This is a genomic window from Microbacterium sp. AZCO (assembly GCF_039614715.1).
Taxonomy (GTDB): domain Bacteria; phylum Actinomycetota; class Actinomycetes; order Actinomycetales; family Microbacteriaceae; genus Microbacterium.
Genome location: NZ_CP154857.1, coordinates 3,400,024 through 3,418,844 on the forward strand (window position 1 = coordinate 3,400,024; position 18,821 = coordinate 3,418,844).

The following is an 18,821-nucleotide window of genomic DNA, read 5'->3' on the forward strand; positions in this document are numbered from 1 at the left end:
GTTTAGCGTCCACTCGATCGAGAATCAAGGGCGATATGAAGATCACGGGATACCGCACGCTGCAGACACGGCACGACTGGGGGCGTCCCGTCGGCGACGCCAACGGGTTCATCGTGTCGGGCATCACCGAGGTGCCGCTCGTCGTCATCGAGACCGACGAGGGCGTGGAGGGCATCGGCATGGGCTCGCACCATGACCTCGACCGCATCTTCCCCGCGCTCGAGGGGAAGGACCCGCGGTCGGTGTCGTCGCTCTACGATGCGATGCTCGCGCGCGTCTTCAAGACGGGCCATGCCGGGGCGACGTTCGGCGGCATCGGCGCCTTCGACATGGCGTTGTGGGACCTCAAGGCCAAGGCCGCCGGCGAGCCCCTGTGGCGGCTGCTCGGCGGGGCCGACCGGTTCGTGACGGGGTACGCGTCGGGCCTCGACATCGCCCTCGACGACGACCGGCTCGCCGCGTTCTACACCGGCATGGCCGAGCGCGGGTTCACGAGCGGCAAGCTCAAGGGCGGGCGGGATGCCGAGGCCGACGTGCGCCGGCTGCGCATCCTCGCCGACGTCCTCAGCGTCAACACACCGCACCCCGCCCTCATGCTCGACGCGAACGAGTCGTGGAACCTCAAGCAGGCCGTCCGCTACGTGACCGAGGTCGAGCGGGCCGTGGACCTCACGTGGATCGAAGAGCCGCTGAGGCGATGGGATGCCGCGGGCCACGCCCGCTTGACCTCATCGGTGCGGGCGGCCGTCGCGACGGGCGAGAATCTCACTGGGCTCGAGCAGTTCCGGCCGCTCTTCGACGCGCACGCCGTCGACATCGCGCAGGCTGGCGCCGTCTGGGGCATCACGCACTTCCTGCGGGTCGCACTCGTCGCGCACAGCAGGGACCTCCCCGTGAGCCCCGTCGGACTCACCGCGAACTACGCTGTGACGGGGGCCGCGGCCGCCGTGCCGAATCACCTGTCCGCCGAGATCCAGGACCTCGGCGCGCCGGTCGGCGTGACCCTCGACCAGCACATCGCCGACGGCGGCGTCGTGCTCGGCGACGAGCCCGGCGTAGGGGTCTCGATCGACGAGCGCCTCATCGCCGAGAGCCGCGGCGCCGACTCGTGGACGACACCCGAGGGGCCGCACGTGCGGTCGCAGCGCACCGGCCTCCACCTCGTCACCGACAGCACGTGGCAGGCGTGATGCAGATCCGTCCCGGCTTGCACCGCATCCAGGCGCCCCTCGGCGAGCGCTTCATCGCCATGTATCTCTTCGAGGGGCCGGCAGGGGCCGTGCTCTTCGACACGGGGATCGCCGAGAGCGTCCCCGGGACGCTCCTCCCCTATCTGTCCTCGATCGGGTTCGATCTCGAGCGCCTGCGCTGGGTCGTGAGCTCGCACTGCGACTTCGACCACACCGGCGGCAACGCCGCGCTCGCGGCGGCCGCGCCGCACGCGGAGTTCCTCGCGGGTCGGGCCGACGTCGCGATGACGGAGGATGTCGAGAAGCTCATCCGCGGGCGCTACGGCGAGTTCGCCGAGCCCGACGGCTTCGACGATCCGCCCGAGACGACGGCGTATGTGCGAGCGTCGACGGGCCTCGTGCCCGTCGAGCGCGCCCTCGACGGGGGCGAGACGTTCGACCTCGGCGATCGCTCGATCACAGTTCTCGCCGTCCCGGGCCACTCGCCCGGTCACCTCGCGCTGTGGGACGCGCAGAACTCGGCGCTCGTCATCTCCGACGCGGTCCTCGGCGAGACCGTGCCGTATGCCGACGGCCGCGCGGCCTTCCCGCCGACGTACCGCGACGCGAGCGACTACGTCGCCTCGATCGACCGGCTCGCCGCGCCCGGGGCCGACCTGCTGCTCACGGCGCACTACCCGGTGTACGAGGGCCCGGCCGTCGCCGAGTTCCTGCGCTCGTCGCGCGCCTACACCGACCGAATCGACGACGTCATCTCGGCCGAGCTGCGCGCGGCGGGCGGGGCTCTCACGACCCTCGAGCTCATCCACCGGGTGGCGAGCGACCTCGGGCCGTGGCCCGCGGGCGCCGCCGAGTACCTGATCTTCCCCGTCACGGGCAATCTCGAGCGCCTCGCGGCCGGCGGCGCCGTCGCCGTCGGCGCGCGCGACGGCATCCGCACGTGGGAGTGGGTCTCGTGACGGCGCCCGTGCGCCTCGGCGCCATCGGCGCGGGCTGGTGGGCGACGAGCAATCACTTCCCGCTGTTCGCGGCCCGCGACGACGTCGAACTCGTGGGGGTCTGCGGCCTCGGGCCCGACCTCCCGGCGATCCGCGACCGCTTCGGCTTCGGGTTCGCCACCGAGTCCGCCGACGAGCTCTTCGACGCGGGCCTCGACGCCGTCGTCATCACGACGCCGCACGACCTGCACCATCCGCTCGCGGCGCGGGCGCTCGACCGCGGGCTGCACGTCCTGTGCGAGAAGCCCATGACGCTCCACGCCGCCGAGGCGTGGGACCTCGCCGCCCGCGCGGAGCGCGCCGGCACCGTCTTCCTCGTGCCGTACGGGTGGAACTACAAGCCCTTCACGGTCGCCGCGAAGCGCATGCTCGAGGCGGGACGCATCGGCGAGATCCAGTACGCCCTCTGTCACATGGCGTCGCCGACGCGGGGGCTGTTCGGCAGCGACCCCACGCACATGCTCGAGCGCTGGAACTCCGAGACCGCACCCGACCCGACGACGTGGTCGAGCCCCGCCCGCGGCGGCGGTTACGCTCACGGTCAGGTGACGCACTCGTCGGCGCTCCTCTTCTGGCTCACGGGCCTGCGCGCCGCGACTGTCGCGGGCCGTGTCATGGATGCCGGTGCCCCCGTCGACCTCTTCGACGCCGGCGTCGTCCGCTTCGACAACGGAGCCCTGGGCTCGCTCAGCGGCGCCGCGACCCTCGCGGACGGCGACAAATACCAGGTGGACATCCGCCTGTTCGGCACCGAGGGCGTCCTCATGATCGACGTCGAGCGCGAGCGCGTGACCCTCAGCCGCTACGACGGCGAGCGCGAGGAGGTCGCGATCGCGGAGGGCGAGGGCGAGTACGAGTGCCTCGAGCCGCCCGCCCGCTTCATCGACCTCATCACGGGCGCCGCGACCGAGAACAACTCCGGAGTCGACGTCGCCGCCCGCTCGGTCGAGCTCATCGAAGCGCTCCTGCGCTCGTCCGCCGCGGGCGGCGCCGAGATCCGTGTCCACGATTGACGAACGAGAGCCCCCTACGATGACCACTCCCTCCCGTATCCTCGACGGCTACCGCGTCGTCGACTGCTCGATCGCGATGGCGGGTCCGTTCGCGGCGCAGCGACTCGGCGACCTCGGCGCCGACGTCATCAAGGTCGAGCCGACGGCGGGCGAATGGCAGCGCTTCGCCGCCGCGGGCGGCGCGCAGGGCAACCGCATCAACGTGTCGTTCCTCTCACTCAACCGCAACAAGCGCTCGCTCGCCGTCGACCTGAAGTCGGACGAGGGCAAGGATGTCGTGCGCGAGCTCGTCCGCACGGCGGACGTCTTCATCCAGAACTACCGTCCCGGCGTCGCCGCGCGCCTCGGCCTCGACTACGAGACGCTGAGCGCCCTCAACCCCTCACTCGTCTACGTCTCGATGTCGGGCTACGGCGAGGACGGGCCGTACCGCGACCGACCGGGTCAGGACCTCCTCCTCCAGGCGATGAGCGGCGCGATGCTGTCGGCCGGGCGCGCGGGCGAGCCGCCGACGCCGGCGGGGCAGTACCTCGCCGACGCCGTCACCGCGTCGACCGCGTTCGAGGCCGTGCTCGCGGCGCTGCTGCACCGCGAGCGCACGGGCGAGGGCCAGCTCGTCACGGTCAACATGCTCGACGCCCTCACGACGCTGCAGATGCAGGAGCTCTCGGTCCACACGGTCGGCGGCGTCCCCCAGCAGCGCGGTTCGGAGCCCAACGCGCACGTCTACATCCGTGCGCCGTACGGCGTCTTCGCGACGTCGGACGGCTACATCGCGCTCGCCTTCGCCGATCTCGCGGTGCTCGGCGAGGCGATCGGCGAGCCGTCGTTCGCGGGCCTCGACGCCGAGGAGCACGGCTGGACGCACCGCGACGAGCTCTACGCCAAGACGGCGGCGCGGCTCGCGGGCGACACGTCCGCACACTGGATCGACACGCTCCTCGGCGTCGGCATCTGGGCGGGGCCCGTCTACGGCTACGCCGACCTCGTCGACGACCCCCAGATCATCCACAACGGCACCTTCGTCGAGTACGACCACCCCACCGAGGGCCACATCAAGACGCCGGGCTTCCCCTACCGGTTCCACAAGACGCCCGCCTCCATCGAGCGGGGCGCTCCGCTCGTCGGCGAGCACACGCGGGAGATCCTCGCCGAGCTCGGATTCACGGGCGAGACGATCGACGGGATGCTGGAGCACGCCGTCATCGCCGAGACCCCCGCGGCCGTCCCCGCCGAGGCGTCGTGACCGACTACGTCGGGCTCACGTGGGACCACCCGCGCGGCCGGCACGCCCTCGAGGCGGCCGCCGCGCGCGTCGGCGCGGGCGACACGCTCCGGTGGGAGGTGCAGCCGCTCGAGGGATTCGAGTCCGCTCCGATCGACGAGCTCGCCGCACGCTACGACCTGCTCGTGCTCGACCACCCGCACCTCGGCGACGCCCTCGCGACCGAGAGCCTCACTCCGATCGACGAGCTCTTCGACAGCGCCCTCGTCGCGGCGTGGAGCACGGCGGCAGTCGGCCCCAGCCTCGCGTCGTACCGGATGGCCGGCCGCCTGTGGGCGCTCCCGCTGGATGCCGCGACGCAGGTGTGCGCCCGCGTGCCGGCGCTCGTGCCCGACGCGCCCCGCACCTGGGACGAGGTCCGCGCGCTCGCGGCCGAGGGGCTCGTCGCGCTGAGCCTCGCGGGACCGCACGCGTTCCTGAGCCTCTGCTCGCTCGCGGTCGCGCTCGGCGACGACCCGGGCCGCGGCGCCGACCTGTTCGATCGTGAGACCGCGACCGAGGCGCTCTCCCTGCTCGCGGCGCTGTCCGCCACGGCCCCCGCGGGCACGAGCGGGCTCAACCCCATCGGCCTCCTCGACCGCATGCGCGACCGCGGTGACATCGGCTGCGTCCCGCTCGTCTACGGCTACGTCACGTACAGCTCGCCGCGCGTCGCGTTCAGCGACGCTCCGCACGCGGGCGGACGCATCGGCTCGACGATCGGCGGCACGGGCATCGCCGTGTCGCGTCGCCGCACGCCGAGCCCTGAGGTGCTCGAGCACCTCGCATGGCTGCTGGACCCCCGCACCCAGACGGCGTTCATCCCGGCGCACGACGGGCAGCCGAGCGCCGCCGCGGCCTGGGACGACGAGGGGGTGGATGCCGCGGCATCCGGTTTCTACTCGTCCACCCGCGCGACGATCGACCAGTCGTGGGTGCGTCCGCGGTTCGCGGGGTACATCCCGTTCCAGTCCGCCGCTTCGGCCGTGGTGCGCGACGCCCTCGCGAGCGGGCGCCTCTCGGCCGCGCTCGACGACCTCCAGTCGCTCTACTCGTCCGCCCGCTCCTCATCACCGGGGGTCTTCGCATGACCGCACACGCCTCACCCACCGACCTCATCGCGGTCGACGTCGACGGGCACGTCGCGACGATCCGGCTCAACCGCCCCGAGAAGCTCAACGCCGTCACCCAGGAGATGTCGGACGCGCTCGTCGAGCTCGTGGCCGGCCTCAACGACGACCCCGGCATCCGCGCCGTCGTGTACACCGGCACAGGCCGCGCCTTCAGCGCGGGGTCCGACATCCTGACCCTCGATCAGTACGCGACGCCCTGGGAGTTCCGCAACCGCCGCGACTACTGCGACGCCCTGCGGGCGCTGCGCAAGCCCCTCATCGCAGCCGTCAACGGCTACGCGATGGGCGGCGGCCTCGAGGCGGCGCTCACGTGCGACATCCGGATCGCGGCGTCCACCGCCGTCTTCGCCGCACCCGAGATCAAGCTCGGGTGGATCGGCGGGGGCGGGATGTCCGCCCTGCTCGCCAACTCGATCGGCGCGGGCAACGCGGCGCTCATGCTCATGACCGGCGACCCCATCGATGCGCAGAAGGCGCTCGCGTGGGGCCTCGTGAGCGAGATCGTCGAGCCCGACGCGCTCCTGGTGCGCGCGCAGGAGCTCGCCGCGACGATCGCGTCCCGCCCGCCGATCGCGGCCGAGACCGCGAAGGCCAACTTGCACGCCGCCTTCACCCTGCCGCTCGATGCGGCGATCGCGTACGAGCGCGAGATGCAGACGATCACCTTCGCGACCGCGGACGCCGACGAGGGGCGGGCGGCGTTCGCCGACCGCCGCCCCGGCGTCTTCCACGGACGCTGAGCCGAGGAGCACCATGACGAACGACTGGACCGGCGGATTCGACGCCGCACTCCCCCACGACGGAGCCGCGCTGCTCGTCGGCCGCGCGTGGGATCCGGTCGCAGGCGGCCCAAGTGTCGTCGCCGTGCGCGGTGGAAGGATCGTCGATCTGTCGGCGACATTCCCCACGATGCGCGACCTGACCGAGCTCGCCGACCCGGCGGCCGCGGCCGCCGCGGCGGAGGGGCCCGAACTCGGCTCGGCGGCCGACCTCCTCGCGAACACGCAGCCCGAGGCCCGGGACGAGTCGCGTCCGTGGCTGCTGTCACCCATCGATCTCCACGTCGTCAAGGCGGCCGGCGTCACGTTCCCCGTCTCGATGATCGAGCGCGTGATCGAGGAGCGTGCACGCGGAGAGGCGGATGCCGCGGCATCCGTGCGCGCGTCGATCCTCGACACGATCGGCGGCGACCTGAGCGCCCTCGTGCCCGGCTCGCCGGAGGCGCAGCGGCTCAAGGAGTACCTCGTCGGCGAGGGCCTCTGGAGCCAGTACCTCGAAGTCGGCATCGGACCCGACGCCGAGGTCTTCACGAAGGCCCCCGTGCTCTCGACGGTCGGCACGGCCGTCGAGGTCGGCATCCGGAGCGACTCGGAGTGGAACAACCCCGAGCCCGAGGTCGTGCTCGTCGTCGCCTCGAGCGGCGCGATCGTCGGCGCGACGCTCGGCAACGACGTCAACCTGCGCGACATCGAGGGGCGCTCGGCGCTCCTGCTCGGGCACGCGAAGGACAACAACGCGTCGGCGTCGGTCGGACCGTTCGTCCGGCTCTTCGCCGACGGCTTCGACCTCGACGCCGTGCGCGAGGCGACCGTGACGCTGTCGGTGCGCGGCGAGGACGGGTTCACGATGTCGGCCGAGTCGCACATGCGGCAGATCAGCCGCGACCCCGCCGACCTCGTGGCGCAGACGGTCGGCGCTCACCACCGCTATCCCGACGGATTCGTCCTCTACCTCGGCACGATGTTCGCCCCGATCGACGACCGCGACGAGCCGGGCCGCGGCTTCACGCACCATGTCGGCGACATCGTGACGATCTCCTCTCCCGCACTCGGCGCGCTCACCAACCGCGTCGCGCTGAGCGAGCAGACGCCGCCGTGGGACTTCGGCATCGCCGCGCTGTACGCCTCGCTCGCCGAGCGCGGGCTCATCCCGACCGGAGCACCCTCATGACGCTGATCACGACCGACCCGCACACCGGCGCCGAGACCGACACGGGGATCGCGCCGACGACCGACGCCGAGGTGGCCGAGATCACGGAGCGGGCGGATGCCGCGTTCCGCACCGCTCGCCGCGAAACGCGCGCGTGGCGCAGCGGGCTGCTGCGGGCCCTGGCGGACGGCATCGAAGCTGATCGGGCCGAGCTCGTCGCCGCGGCCCTCGCCGAGACGGGGCTCGCCGAGGCGCGCCTGGACGGCGAGCTGTCGCGCAGCGCCTTCCAGCTGCGACTGTTCGCCGACGCCGTCGACGAGGGCGGGTACCTCGAGGCGACGATCGACCACTCAGGGCAGACTCCGCTCGGCGCGGCGCCCGATGTGCGGCGCATGCTCGTGCCGATCGGGACGGTCGCCGTCTTCGGCGCGAGCAACTTCCCCTTCGCCTTCTCGGTCCTGGGCGGTGACACCGCGTCGGCGCTCGCCGCCGGCAACGCCGTCGTGATCAAGGCGCACAGCTCTCACCCCGTGACCTCGCAGGGCTCGTTCGCCGCACTCGCCCGCGCGGCGGAGGCCTATGGCGCACCGACGGGTCTCATCGGCGTCGTGTACGGCCAGGCCGCCGGCGCGGCGCTCGTCGCCGATCCGCGGATCGCCGCCGTCGGCTTCACCGGGTCGGTCTCGACGGGCCGCATCCTGCTCGACATCATCGACCGGCGCGAGACTCCCATCCCGTTCTACGGCGAGCTCTCGAGCGTCAATCCGCTGATCATCACGCCCGGTGCGGCCTGGGTGCGCACGGACGAGATCGCGGACGGGCTCTTCGCCTCGTTCACGGGGTCGGCCGGGCAGCTGTGCACGAAGCCCGGCATCGCCTTCGTGCCGGCGGACGCCGACCCGCTCGTCGAGCGGCTCGTGTCGCGCGCGGGCGCCGCGGGGCCGCAGACGCTCCTCAACGTACGCATCCACGAGGCCTTCGGCGAGATCCGCGCGCGCCTCGTCGACGAGGGCCGCGCCCGCACCCTCGTCGCTCCGAGCGCAGGCGGCGAGGGCTATTCGACGACCCCTGCCCTGCTCGAGATCGACGCCGCGGACATGACCCCTGCCGTCACGGAGGAGGCCTTCGGGCCGCTCCTCGTCGTCGCCCGTTACCGGTCGCTCGACGACGTGGCCGCGGCGCTCGACACGATCCCCGACTCGCTCACGGCGACGATCCACAGCGACCCGAGCGAGGCGGACGACGTCGCCGAGCTGACGGAGCTCGTGCAGGATGCGGTCGGCAGGGTCGTCTACGACGGCTACCCGACCGGCGTGCGGGTGTCGTGGGCGATGCACCACGGCGGCCCCTGGCCAGCCACGAACACCCAGCACACGTCGGTCGGCGTCAGCGCGATCCGGCGGTTCCTCCGCCCCCTCGCCTGGCAGGACGCCCCGCAGCACGTGCTGCCGGACGAGCTGCGCGACGGGGTCGCGGTCGTGCCGCGGCGCGTCGACGGCGTGCTCCGTCTCGCGGAGGACTGAGCACCGGCCCGCACGATCACGAAAGAGAGAAGGGGACGGATGCCGCGGCATCCGGCCCCTTCTCTCGCGGTGCGCGGGAGCGCGGCACCCGCTATTCCTTCGTTCCACCCGCCGTCATCCCGCTCACGAGGAAGCGCTGCGAGAACAGGAAGATGATGAGCACGGGCGCGACCGAGAGGATCGTCGCCATCGCGAGGACCGGCAGATCGATCGTCACCGAGCCCGCCGTCGTCGGGTTGAACAGCGGCACGTTCGACAGCAGCTCGGCGAGCCCGACCTGGATCGGGGCCTTGCGCCCCGGAACCATGACGAACGGGAGGAAGTAGTTGTTCCAGTTGCCGACGAGGTTGAAGAAGCCGACGAGCGCGATGACGGGGGTCGCAAGCGGCATCGCGACCTGCGCGAAAACGCGGAACTCCCCCGCGCCGTCGATGCGCGCGGCGTTGAGCAGATCGCGCGAGACCGCCGTCGAGAAGTAGATGTAGGTCAGGTAGACGCCGAACGGGAAGAACGAGAACGGCAGGATGACCGACAGGGGCGTCCCGACGAGCTTGAGGGCGCTCAGCTCGAGGAAGATCGGCAGCACGAGCGCCGTGTTCGGGATGAGCATGACGATGAGCGTCGCGACGAGGAGCAGCCGGCGGAACCGGAACTCGACGAGCGCGAGGGCGTATCCCGCCGGGATGCTGACGACGAGCGTCAGGATCAGCGCCGCGCCCGAGTAGAGCGCGGCGTTGCCGAGCCAGACCCACACGATCCCGTTCTGGAACTCCATGAGCTCCCGCCAGTTCGACGCGAGCGTGCCGAACGCGCCGAACGAGAAGGGGTTGTCGAGGAGGAGCTGGCGCGGCGTCTTCGTCGGCGCGAGCACGAGCCACACCATCGGCACGATGAAGAACAGCAGGAACAGCCCGATGACGCTCCACGCGAGCGCGCGCCCGATCCAGCGCGCGGGGCTCGGCCTGAGGGTCTGCGCGTCGCGCGGGCCGTAGGTCGAGCGCCCCTTGGGGCGGACGATCGTCTCAGTCGCGCTCAAAGAGTCCTCCTCGGAAGACGAACAGCGCGGACAGCGCCACGGCGACGACGAGGAGCAGCAGCGAGATCGCCGCCGAGCCGTTGAAGTCGCTCTGCTTGAAGGCGTACAGGTAGGCGAGCTGGTTGAGGGAGTAGTCCTGGGGCACGACGCCCTTCGACGCCTGCGAGAGCACTCGCGGCTCGACGAAGAGCTGCGTGCCCGCCGCGAGCGACATGACCGCCATGTACGAGATCCACTTCCGCATGAGCGGGATCTGGATGTACCAGGCCGATGCGATGGGCCCTGCGCCGTCGATGCGGGCGGCCTCCATGACCTCGTCCGAGATGTTGTTGAGCGCGCCGTACATGATCACGATCCAGCCGCCCGCCCCCGCCCAGAAGGCGATGAGCGTGAAGACGATGGGCAGGTTGTCGAGCGAGACGACCTGCGTGAACGTCTCGAAGCCGAAGGCGCGCAGGATGCCCGAGACGGGGCTCACGGTCGGGTCGAGGAGGAAGAGCCACAGCATCACGCTCGAGGCCCCGGCGAGCGCGCCCGGGATGTAGTACAGGAAGCGGACGGATGCCGAGGCCGACCGCCGCCGGATGCCGTGCACGAGCAGCGCGAGCAGCACGACGAAGATCATGAGCGACACGAGCCAGAACACGATGAAGAGGGCGACGTGCTGGACGGCCGGCCAGAACCGGTAGTCGTTGAAGACCTTGACGAAGTTGTCGACGCCGGCGAAGGCCCCGCCCTTCGTGAACGCGAGGAAGATCGCGTACAGCGCGGGGAACAGCCCGAACGCGAGGAGCAGCACCGTGTAGCCGCTCACGAACAGGTAGCCGATCCGCGCCTGGCTGCGGTCGGGGCTCTTGCGTCGGCGTCCCCGCCGCCGGTCCCCGAGGGGACCGACGGCGGGTGCCGTCAACTGCGCTGTCGTAGTGATGATCGGGCCTTGCTATCCGGCGATCTCGTAGCCCTGCACCTGGGCCTCGTTGATGATCTGCTTGTGCCACTCGTCGGTCACGTCGGCGATCGACTTGCCTTCGGCGAGTGCGGGCACGACGACGGCCGCGTACGCGGTCTCGGGGCTGAAGCTCGGGAAGCCCCAGCCGCTCCAGACGTTGGAGGCGGCGGTCGAGAGCGCGCCCTCGAAGTCTCCCACGAAGAAGCCGCTCTCGGCCTGGGTCGACAGCCACGACGAGGCGGCCGAGTCGTATGCGGGCAGTCCCGAGGCGAGCTCGACGGCCTTGTCCGACGAGATGACGTACTCGAGGAACTTCGACACCGCGTCGAGGTTCTTGGAGTGGCTCGAGGCGTACCAGACGCCGCCGCCGACGTTGCCCGTCACCTTGTCCTTGCCCTCCCAGTACAGGGGGTTCGCAGCGCCGAACGTGCCGGCCTCGGCGTTGACGTTGTCGGGGTTCTGGAAGAGCGCGCCGGCGTACCAGGCGGGACCGGGGATCGCGACGAGCTTGTCGGCGTACTCGTCGACGAAGGTCGCGCTGAAGACGCTGTCCTGCACGAGTGTGCCGTTGGCCGACATGTGGTCGAGCAGGTCGGTCATGGCGACCGAGTGCGGGTCTTCGAAGTCCGACGAGAAGGTGTTGCCGTCGAGCTGGAAGATCGGCGCCTGGGCGCCCCAGTAGTAGACGTAGGTGCCCACGAACGAGTCGCCGATCGAGCCGAGGATGTATCCGGGATGCTCGGCCGCGAGCTTGTCGCCGAGGTCCTCGTACTCCTCCCAGGTCGTCGGAATGTCGTAGCCGAACTCGTCGAGGAGCTTCTGGTTGTACCAGAGCACGACGGGCGCGAGGTCGTTGCGGAGGCCGTAGACGGTGTCGTCGACGGTCATGGGGTCGTTGGCGCCGGCCGTGAAGCCGCTCAGGAACTTGTCGGAGAGGAGGCCCTTGTCGAGCGGGGCGGCGAACGCCTGGACGCCGTTGGTCTCCTTCGCGGCCCACGACGCGTCGTTCGTCTGGGTCGAGAAGACGACGTCGGGCCAGCCCTCGCCGGACTGGTCGAAGAGCGCGATCTTGGTCTGGAACGAGCCCGAGCCGCCGGCGTTGCCGTCGTACGTCTCGATGTTGATGTCGACGTCGGGGTTCTCCTCCTTGAACGCCTTCGCGATCGGTTCGCGGGCGGCATCCACCCACACCGTGATGGGGCTGTCGGCGACCTGCTCCGCGGCGGCGAAGCCGTACTCGTCGCTGACCTCGCCCGAGCTGGCCGAGCACGCGGTCAGAGCGACGAGGCCGAGGAGGGCGGTGCCCGCGGCAAAGAGTCGAGGGAGTTTTCTGCGCTGCTGTGCGGCCATTGCAAGAGCCTTTCCGGGTCGGCTTCGTTGACGACTGATCGCGTCCGTGGCGATCATTAGACCTATTAGATCATACATGTGACCTATGAGCAATGGATGCCGCGATGAAACGCCGACGGCACCGCGCGCCGGTCGCGCACGGTGCCGTCCTGACGTGCGTCGTCAGTCGTGGTGGAAGATCTCGGGGATCTCCTTCCACCACTCCCCTTCGGCGCGATCCGGGAGCGGACTCTGCAGAGGCTCCTGCACGGCCCACCAGCGCTGCGTCTCGGGATCGGCCGCGATCGCCGCCATGTCGGCCTCGTAGTCGTCGCCGACGTACTCGAAGTATGCGAAGAGCAGCTCGCCGTGCCGGTAGATCGAGTAGTTGCGGATGTTGCTCGCCGTGAGCCGCGCGAGCACGCCGGGCCACACCGCCGCGTGGTACCGCTCGTACACCTCGCGGTTCTCGGGCGCGAGCCCGATGACGGATGCGATGCGCTTCATCGCTCCCCCTCCATGATTCGCTCGTTCGTGTCGATGGGCTCAACCCCGGCGCAGCCGTGCGGGGTCGAGGCGGTAGAATTCCGCGGCCGTGCGGCCCAGGATGCGCTCGCGCTCGTCGGCGGTGAGCTCGTCGAACAGCGGCGCGAGCCCGGCCCACACGCGCGCATATCCACCCGCGAGCACCGAGATCGGCCAGTCGCCTCCATACATGAGCCGCGGCGCACCGAAGACGTCGAGGGCATGGTCGAAGGAGGGGCGGATGCCGTCGGTCGTCCAGGCCGCGAGGTCGGCGGTGGCCGAATACAGCCCGCTGACCTTGCCGTGGACGAGCGGATTCTCCGCCGCCTCGGCGATCAGGCGCGACCACGGCTCCGACGACTCGAGTCCGATGGGCGGCTTTCCGAGATGGTCGAGGACGATGCGGAGATCCGGATGCCGCGCCGACAGGATCGGCACGAGTTCGAGGTGCCGCGGCAGCACCGCGACGAGATCGAAGGCGAGCCCGCGCTCCTCCAGCAGGCCGAGCGACTCGTCGACGTCGCGGCGGAGGAGCCAGTCGGCGTCCGCCTTGGTATGGATGAGGTTGCGGACGCCGACCATGAGGGTGTCACCGGCCCACGCGTCGAGCGTCGCGGCCGTCGCAGCGGGGTCGTCGAGCGGCGCGAACCCCACGATCCCGACGACCTCGGGATGCCGTGACGCGGACTCGCGCATGAGCGCCGTGTCCTGCGGATTGTCGGCGGACTGCACCTGGACGGTGAAGTCCACGCCCGACGCCGCGAGCTCGGGGGCGACATCCGCGAACGTCATCGCGCCATCGATCGGGGCGAGATCGGGGCCCAGCCAGTCGTACTCCGCGCGCGCGGGATCCCAGACGTGCTGATGCGCGTCGATCACGGGGAAACTCATCTCAGCTCCGTCTCACGGGGGTCCTGGTCGATCCTCGCGGGCTCGTCCGCAGGCCACGAGCGGCAACCGTACACTGGCCCCCATGGCGGATGACGACGGCGCGGGCTCCCGCTCGCAGACGGACGTCGTCATCGACGCCGTCAAGGGCATGCTCACGCGCGGCGAGCTGCATCCCGGGTCGCGGCTGCCGGTCGAGAAGGACCTCGCGGCCCAGCTCGGCGTCTCTCGCGGGTCTTTGCGGGAAGGCGTGCGCGCCCTCGCGACCCTCGGCGTGCTCGAGACGCGTCAGGGCGACGGCACGTATGTGACCTCGCTCGATCCCCAGCTCCTCCTGAGCCCGCTCGGCTTCCTCGCGGATCTGCAGCAGCCCGGGCAGGCGGCCGATCTTCTCGCGGTCCGGCGCGTGCTCGAGACCGAGAGCGTCGCCCTCGCGGCACACCGCCTGACGGAGGAGCAGCTCGCGGAGCTCGGCCGTGTGCTCGACGGCGTCGACGACATCCTCACGAGCGACCCCGAGATGGACCTCGAGGCGTTCATCCAGGCGGACACCGTCTTCCACGGCATCATCGCGCGCGCCAGCGGCAACCCGTCGCTCGCGGCCATCATCGAGACTCTCGTGGGCCGCACGTTCCGCGCACGGCTGTGGCGTGCCATCTCGCACCGCGGTTCGGTGCGCGAGACGCAGGCCGAGCACCGCGCGATCCTCGACGAGCTCATGCGCCGCGACCCCGAGCGCGCCCGCATCAGGATGTCGGTGCACCTGCTCGGCGTGGAGCAGTTCAGTGCCGCTCACGCCGAGGACGATCCCTCCGCCCACGCGCACGAACCTCAGCGCGACGTCCAGTAGCCGCCGCCGGGGTAGGCGTACTCGGCGACCGATCCGTCGTGCATCTGCGCGCTGTACCCCGGCAGGCTGGGCAGCGTGTACGAGCCGTTCTCGACGATGCACGGGTCGACGAAGTGCTCGTGCAGATGGTCGACGAACTCCGTCACGCGGTTCTCGAGCGAGCCCGAGACACACACGTAGTCGAAGATCGACAGGTGCTGCACGAGCTCGCACAGTCCCACGCCTCCCGCGTGCGGGCATACGGGCACGCCGAACTTCATCGCCATGAGGTAGACCGCGAGGATCTCGTTGACACTGGCGAGCCTCGCCGAGTCGAGCTGGCAGAAGTCGATCGCCTCGGCCTGGAACATCTGCTTGAACAGCACGCGGTTCATCCCGTGCTCGCCCGTCGCGACTCCGATCGGCGCGACGGCCTTGCGTACGGCGGCGTGCCCGAGCACGTCGTCGGGGCTCGTGGGCTCCTCGATCCACAAAGGCTTGAACTCGGCGAGGTGCCCCATCCACTCGATCGCCTCGGGAACGTCCCACACCTGATTCGCGTCGATCATGAGGTTCGCGTCCCACCCGATGACCTCACGCGCGATGCGCAGGCGCCGGATATCGTCGTCCAGGCTCGCCCCGACCTTGAGCTTGACGTGGCGATAGCCCTCGTCGACCGCTTCCTGCAGGAGGTGGCGGAGCTCGTCGTCGCTGTAGCCGAGCCACCCCGCGCTCGTCATGTAGCAGGGGTAGCCGCCGCGCGCCTCGAGATCCGCGATGCGCTCGGCGCGCGTCGGGGCGCGCTCGGCGAGGATCGCAACAGCCTCGTCGCGGGTGAGCGCGTCGGAAAGATACCGCAGGTCGGCCGCGTCGACCAGCTGCGTCGGGGTCATGTCCGCGAGCAGGCGCCACAGCGGCTTGCCCGCGAGGCGCGCGGCGAGATCCCACATGGCGTTCATGACGGCGGCCATCCCGAGGTGCACGACGCCCTTCTCGGGGCCGAGCCAGCGCAGCTGCGAGTCCGACGCGAGCTCGCGGTAAAGGCCCCCGAGATCGGCGACGGCGGCCTCGACCGAGCGTCCGACGAGAGGAAGGCCGCGCTGCCGAGCCGCTTCGACGCACAGGTCGTTGCCGCGGCCGATCGTGAAGGTGAAGCCGTAGCCCTTCACGGCGGGGTCGTCGGTGTGCACCACGACGTAGGCGGCCGAGTAGTCGCCGTCCTTGTTCATGGCGTCCGACCCGTCCATCGTCAGCGACGTCGGGAAGCGCACGTCGTGCGCCGTCACGGCGGTGATGATCGTCATGCGGGTTCCGCGGGGATGAGTCCGGCCGCGGCCAGGTCGTGCCAAAGAGCGTCGGGAATGGATGCCGCGGCCCGGGCGACATTCTGCGTCACCTGTGCTCGGCCCCGGGCACCGAGCACGACCGTCGCGACGGCGGGGTGCCGGAGCGGGTACGCGATCGCCGCCTCGGGCAGCGTCACGCCATGCTCTTCGCAGAGGTCGGCGATCGCGTTCGCGCGCGCGAGGAGCGCAGGGGGCGCGGGCTCATAGTTGTAGAACGCGTCCGGCGCGGGCCTTGGAGTGCTGAGCAGACCCGAGTTGTAGACGGCCGCCGCGACGACCGCGACGCCGCGCTCCTCAGCGAGCGGCAGCAGGTCAGCGAGCGCCTCGTCGTCGAGCAGGGTGAAGCGCCCCGCGCACATCAGGATGTCGACGTCCGCGCGGCGGATGAGCTCGGCGAGGGGTGCCGCGTGATTCATGCCGGCACCCACTGCCCGCACGACCCCCTGCTCGCGCAACTCGATGAGAGCGGCGATGCCTTCGGTCGACGCCTGCTCGAAGTGGTCGTCCGGATCGTGGAGGTAGAGGATGTCGAACCTGTCGAGTCCCGTCCGCTCGAGCGAGTCCTCGACCGATCGGAGGATGCCGTCGCGGCTGAAGTCCCACCGACGGACGGGGTCGGCGGGCACGTCGAACCCGTGCCCGTCGCGCTCATGTGCCGTCTCGGGGCTCGCCACGAGGAGTCGTCCGACCTTCGTCGAGAAGACGTACTCGTCGCGCGGCCGGCCCCGCAGTCCTTCGCCGAGCCGGCGCTCCGAAAGCCCCACGCCGTAGTGCGGCGCCGTGTCGAAATAGCGGATGCCCGCATCCCACGCCGTCTCGATCGTCTCGGCCACCTCGGCCTCAGTCGTCTCGCGGTACAGATTGCCGAGCTGGGCCGCGCCGAGGCCCAGCTCGGTGAGGTGCAGTCCGCGCGCCGTTACGCGTGTTCGCATGGTGTGGCTCCCGTCGAGTGTCTCCTCATCGTAGGTTATTCATTCGATGACTGGTGAGCGAATCCTGCAGTCCGTCGTTCCGTCCCGCCGTTGCAGCGAACAATGAGGTACCCTTTCCTCGGAATCATCTGATCTTTGGAGTGTCAGTGCTGACAGCGAGTTACATCGGAAACCGCACCATCGATATAGGCGAGGCGGAGCCGACGCCTCCCGGCGCGGGGCAGGTGCAGATCGCGGTCGCCTACACGGGACTGTGCGGCACCGACCTGCACATCCTCCACGGCAGCATGGACGCCCGCGTGCAGACGCCGCTCGTCTTCGGCCACGAGATGAGCGGCACGATCGCCGCCCTCGGCGAGGGCGTCACGGGATGGAGCGCCGGCGACGGCGTGACGGTCATGCCCCTCGCGTGGGACGGCACGTGCCCCGCGTGCCTCGCGGGCAACCAGCACATCTGCCAGAACCTCGACTTCATCGGCATCGACTCCCCCGGCTCGCTGCAGCCGCTGTGGAACGTGCCGGCCGAAACCCTCGTGCGCCTCCCGGAGGGCGTGCGCCTCGACCACGCGGCACTCGTCGAGCCCGCCGCCGTCGCCGTGCACGACGTGCGCCGCGCGCAGCTCTCGCCCGGGCAGAAGGCCGTCGTCATCGGCGGCGGCCCCATCGGCGTGCTCATCGCAACCGTCGCGCGCCACTTCGGCGGCGACGTCGTCGTCATCGAGCTCGATGCCAAGCGCCGTGCGCAGATCGAGGGTCTCGGGTTCACGACCCTCGACCCGCGCGCCGTCGACCAGGTCGCGTGGGTCACCGAGTGGTCGGGCGGAGCCGGAGCCGATGTCGTCTTCGAGGTGTCGGGGGCGGCGCAGGCCGTGCTCGGCGCGACGTCGCTCGCGAAGGTCCGCGGCACCATCGTCGTCGTGGCGATCCACTCGACGCCGCGCGAGATCGACCTCCAGCGCGTCTTCTGGCGCGAGCTCAGCATCCTGGGTGCCCGTGTCTATCAGCGGCAGGACTTCGAGACGGCCGTCGAGCTCGTGGCCGACGGCGTGATCCCCGCCGACCTCCTCATCACCCGGATCGTGCCGCTCAGCCAGACGCAGGATGCCTTCGCCGACCTCGAGGCGGGACGCGCCATGAAGCTCCTCGTCGACGTGGGAGGGCAGCGATGAGCGACCTCTTCTCGCTCGCGGGCCGTACCGCCGTCGTCACAGGGGCGCGCCGCGGCATCGGCTTCGGCATGGCCCTCGCCCTCGCGAACGCCGGCGCCGACATCATCGGTGTGAGCGCATCGCAGGCGCCGGGCAGCGAGATCGAGGCGGCGGTGACGGCCGCCGGTCGCTCGTTCGAGGGCTTCTCGTGCGACTTCGCCGACCCCGACGCCGTCGACGCCCTGGGCGCCGCCCTCGCGGAGCGCGGGATCGACATCCTCGTCAACAACGCCGGCACGATCGAGCGCGCCCCCGCCGCGGAGCATCCGCTCGAACTGTGGGATCGCGTCATCCAGGTCAACCTCTCGAGTCAGTTCCGCCTCACGCAGGCGCTCGCGCGCCCCATGCTCACGCGCGGGCGCGGCAAGGTCATCTTCACGGCGTCGCTCCTGAGCTTCCAGGGCGGCATCAACGTGCCCGGATACGCCGCCGCCAAGTCCGGCATCGCGGGCCTCACGAAGGCACTCGCGAACGAGTGGACGGCCCACGGCGTGACGGTCAACGCGATCGCGCCGGGCTACATCGCGACCGACAACACCGAGGCCTTGCGCGCCGACCCGGACCGTTCGAAGGCGATCCTCGACCGGATCCCCGCGGGGCGCTGGGGCGCGGCATCCGATCTCGCCGGCGCCACCGTCTTCCTCGCCTCTCCCGCCTCCGATTACGTCTCGGGCGTCGTGCTGCCCGTCGATGGCGGCTGGCTCGGCCGCTGACCTCTCGATCCACCCT

Annotated in this window: 18 protein-coding genes; 11 read left to right on the forward strand and 7 right to left on the reverse strand. The window is 70.8% G+C overall.

The features are described from left to right. Positions 1-35: 35 nt before the first annotated feature. The 8 genes from AAIB33_RS15530 to AAIB33_RS15565 are packed head-to-tail and all read left to right on the forward strand — an operon-like array spanning position 36 to position 9,050. Complete coding sequence (locus AAIB33_RS15530; protein ID WP_345800863.1) at positions 36-1,190, forward strand: mandelate racemase/muconate lactonizing enzyme family protein; 1,155 nt, start codon at positions 36-38, stop codon at positions 1,188-1,190. Next, positions 1,190-2,149, forward strand: a complete 960-nt coding sequence (locus AAIB33_RS15535; protein WP_345800864.1) for an MBL fold metallo-hydrolase — start codon at positions 1,190-1,192, stop codon at positions 2,147-2,149. Before AAIB33_RS15530 ends, AAIB33_RS15535 begins: the two co-directional genes overlap by 1 nt. Further along, on the forward strand, positions 2,146-3,201 hold the full coding sequence (locus tag AAIB33_RS15540; protein ID WP_345800865.1) for a Gfo/Idh/MocA family oxidoreductase: 1,056 nt from the start codon (positions 2,146-2,148) through the stop codon (positions 3,199-3,201). The genes AAIB33_RS15535 and AAIB33_RS15540 overlap by 4 nt, the downstream gene beginning before the upstream one ends. 19 nt (positions 3,202-3,220) lie before the next feature. Next, positions 3,221-4,447, forward strand: coding sequence for a CoA transferase (locus AAIB33_RS15545; RefSeq protein WP_345800866.1), 1,227 nt, complete (start codon positions 3,221-3,223; stop codon positions 4,445-4,447). Beyond that, positions 4,444-5,556, forward strand: coding sequence for a hypothetical protein (locus AAIB33_RS15550; RefSeq protein WP_345800867.1), 1,113 nt, complete (start codon positions 4,444-4,446; stop codon positions 5,554-5,556). Before AAIB33_RS15545 ends, AAIB33_RS15550 begins: the two co-directional genes overlap by 4 nt. After that, positions 5,553-6,338 carry an enoyl-CoA hydratase/isomerase family protein gene (locus tag AAIB33_RS15555; protein WP_345800868.1) on the forward strand — a complete coding sequence of 262 codons (786 nt, stop codon included), beginning with the start codon at positions 5,553-5,555 and terminating at the stop codon, positions 6,336-6,338. Before AAIB33_RS15550 ends, AAIB33_RS15555 begins: the two co-directional genes overlap by 4 nt. 13 nt (positions 6,339-6,351) lie before the next feature. Next, a complete protein-coding gene (locus AAIB33_RS15560; RefSeq protein ID WP_345800869.1) occupies positions 6,352-7,548 on the forward strand; it encodes a fumarylacetoacetate hydrolase family protein in 1,197 nt (398 codons plus the stop codon). Next, positions 7,545-9,050: an aldehyde dehydrogenase family protein gene (locus tag AAIB33_RS15565; protein ID WP_345800870.1), complete on the forward strand. Its 1,506-nt coding sequence runs from the start codon at positions 7,545-7,547 to the stop codon at positions 9,048-9,050. The genes AAIB33_RS15560 and AAIB33_RS15565 overlap by 4 nt, the downstream gene beginning before the upstream one ends. A 91-nt stretch (positions 9,051-9,141) precedes the next feature. Here AAIB33_RS15565 and AAIB33_RS15570 read toward each other — a convergent pair whose 3' ends face one another. The 5 genes from AAIB33_RS15570 to AAIB33_RS15590 form a co-directional block, all read right to left on the reverse strand. Next, on the reverse strand, positions 9,142-10,086 hold the full coding sequence (locus AAIB33_RS15570) for a carbohydrate ABC transporter permease (protein ID WP_345800871.1): 945 nt from the start codon (positions 10,084-10,086) through the stop codon (positions 9,142-9,144). Next, on the reverse strand, positions 10,073-10,996 hold the full coding sequence (locus tag AAIB33_RS15575) for a sugar ABC transporter permease (protein ID WP_345800872.1): 924 nt from the start codon (positions 10,994-10,996) through the stop codon (positions 10,073-10,075). Before AAIB33_RS15575 ends, AAIB33_RS15570 begins: the two co-directional genes overlap by 14 nt. A 30-nt stretch (positions 10,997-11,026) precedes the next feature. Further along, positions 11,027-12,385, reverse strand: coding sequence for an extracellular solute-binding protein (locus tag AAIB33_RS15580; RefSeq protein WP_345800873.1), 1,359 nt, complete (start codon positions 12,383-12,385; stop codon positions 11,027-11,029). Positions 12,386-12,547: 162 nt separating this feature from the next. Further along, entirely contained in the window at positions 12,548-12,871 is a 324-nt protein-coding gene (locus AAIB33_RS15585) for an L-rhamnose mutarotase (protein ID WP_345800874.1), read from the reverse strand. A gap of 39 nt (positions 12,872-12,910) precedes the next feature. Further along, a complete protein-coding gene (locus tag AAIB33_RS15590; protein WP_345800875.1) occupies positions 12,911-13,780 on the reverse strand; it encodes an amidohydrolase family protein in 870 nt (289 codons plus the stop codon). Between the two features lie 82 nt (positions 13,781-13,862). Between AAIB33_RS15590 and AAIB33_RS15595 the strand changes: the two genes are divergently transcribed. Continuing rightward, positions 13,863-14,627 carry a FadR/GntR family transcriptional regulator gene (locus AAIB33_RS15595; RefSeq protein WP_345800876.1) on the forward strand — a complete coding sequence of 255 codons (765 nt, stop codon included), beginning with the start codon at positions 13,863-13,865 and terminating at the stop codon, positions 14,625-14,627. Here AAIB33_RS15595 and AAIB33_RS15600 read toward each other — a convergent pair. Both AAIB33_RS15600 and AAIB33_RS15605 read right to left on the reverse strand, forming a co-directional pair. Beyond that, on the reverse strand, positions 14,609-15,910 hold the full coding sequence (locus AAIB33_RS15600; protein ID WP_345800877.1) for an L-fuconate dehydratase: 1,302 nt from the start codon (positions 15,908-15,910) through the stop codon (positions 14,609-14,611). The genes AAIB33_RS15595 and AAIB33_RS15600 overlap by 19 nt on opposite strands. Next, positions 15,907-16,884 carry an aldo/keto reductase gene (locus AAIB33_RS15605; protein WP_345800878.1) on the reverse strand — a complete coding sequence of 326 codons (978 nt, stop codon included), beginning with the start codon at positions 16,882-16,884 and terminating at the stop codon, positions 15,907-15,909. Before AAIB33_RS15605 ends, AAIB33_RS15600 begins: the two co-directional genes overlap by 4 nt. Positions 16,885-17,030: 146 nt before the next feature. Between AAIB33_RS15605 and AAIB33_RS15610 the strand changes: the two genes are divergently transcribed. Both AAIB33_RS15610 and AAIB33_RS15615 read left to right on the forward strand, forming a co-directional pair. Beyond that, positions 17,031-18,053: an alcohol dehydrogenase catalytic domain-containing protein gene (locus AAIB33_RS15610; RefSeq protein ID WP_345800879.1), complete on the forward strand. Its 1,023-nt coding sequence runs from the start codon at positions 17,031-17,033 to the stop codon at positions 18,051-18,053. Continuing rightward, complete coding sequence (locus AAIB33_RS15615; RefSeq protein ID WP_345800880.1) at positions 18,050-18,805, forward strand: SDR family oxidoreductase; 756 nt, start codon at positions 18,050-18,052, stop codon at positions 18,803-18,805. The genes AAIB33_RS15610 and AAIB33_RS15615 overlap by 4 nt, the downstream gene beginning before the upstream one ends. Positions 18,806-18,821: the final 16 nt, after the last annotated feature.

Bases quoted from the DNA above. Each gene is read 5' to 3' on its own strand.
- AAIB33_RS15585 (WP_345800874.1), bottom strand. From the start codon at position 12,871: ATGAAGCGCATCGCATCCGTCATCGGGCTCGCGCCCGAGAACCGCGAG.
- AAIB33_RS15555 (WP_345800868.1), top strand. From the start codon at position 5,553: ATGACCGCACACGCCTCACCCACCGACCTCATCGCGGTCGACGTCGAC.
- AAIB33_RS15590 (WP_345800875.1), bottom strand. From the start codon at position 13,780: ATGAGTTTCCCCGTGATCGACGCGCATCAGCACGTCTGGGATCCCGCG.
- AAIB33_RS15600 (WP_345800877.1), bottom strand. From the start codon at position 15,910: ATGACGATCATCACCGCCGTGACGGCGCACGACGTGCGCTTCCCGACG.
- AAIB33_RS15565 (WP_345800870.1), top strand. From the start codon at position 7,545: ATGACGCTGATCACGACCGACCCGCACACCGGCGCCGAGACCGACACG.
- AAIB33_RS15605 (WP_345800878.1), bottom strand. From the start codon at position 16,884: ATGCGAACACGCGTAACGGCGCGCGGACTGCACCTCACCGAGCTGGGC.
- AAIB33_RS15615 (WP_345800880.1), top strand. From the start codon at position 18,050: ATGAGCGACCTCTTCTCGCTCGCGGGCCGTACCGCCGTCGTCACAGGG.
- AAIB33_RS15535 (WP_345800864.1), top strand. From the start codon at position 1,190: ATGCAGATCCGTCCCGGCTTGCACCGCATCCAGGCGCCCCTCGGCGAG.
- AAIB33_RS15595 (WP_345800876.1), top strand. From the start codon at position 13,863: ATGGCGGATGACGACGGCGCGGGCTCCCGCTCGCAGACGGACGTCGTC.
- AAIB33_RS15580 (WP_345800873.1), bottom strand. From the start codon at position 12,385: ATGGCCGCACAGCAGCGCAGAAAACTCCCTCGACTCTTTGCCGCGGGC.
- AAIB33_RS15545 (WP_345800866.1), top strand. From the start codon at position 3,221: ATGACCACTCCCTCCCGTATCCTCGACGGCTACCGCGTCGTCGACTGC.
- AAIB33_RS15530 (WP_345800863.1), top strand. From the start codon at position 36: ATGAAGATCACGGGATACCGCACGCTGCAGACACGGCACGACTGGGGG.
- AAIB33_RS15560 (WP_345800869.1), top strand. From the start codon at position 6,352: ATGACGAACGACTGGACCGGCGGATTCGACGCCGCACTCCCCCACGAC.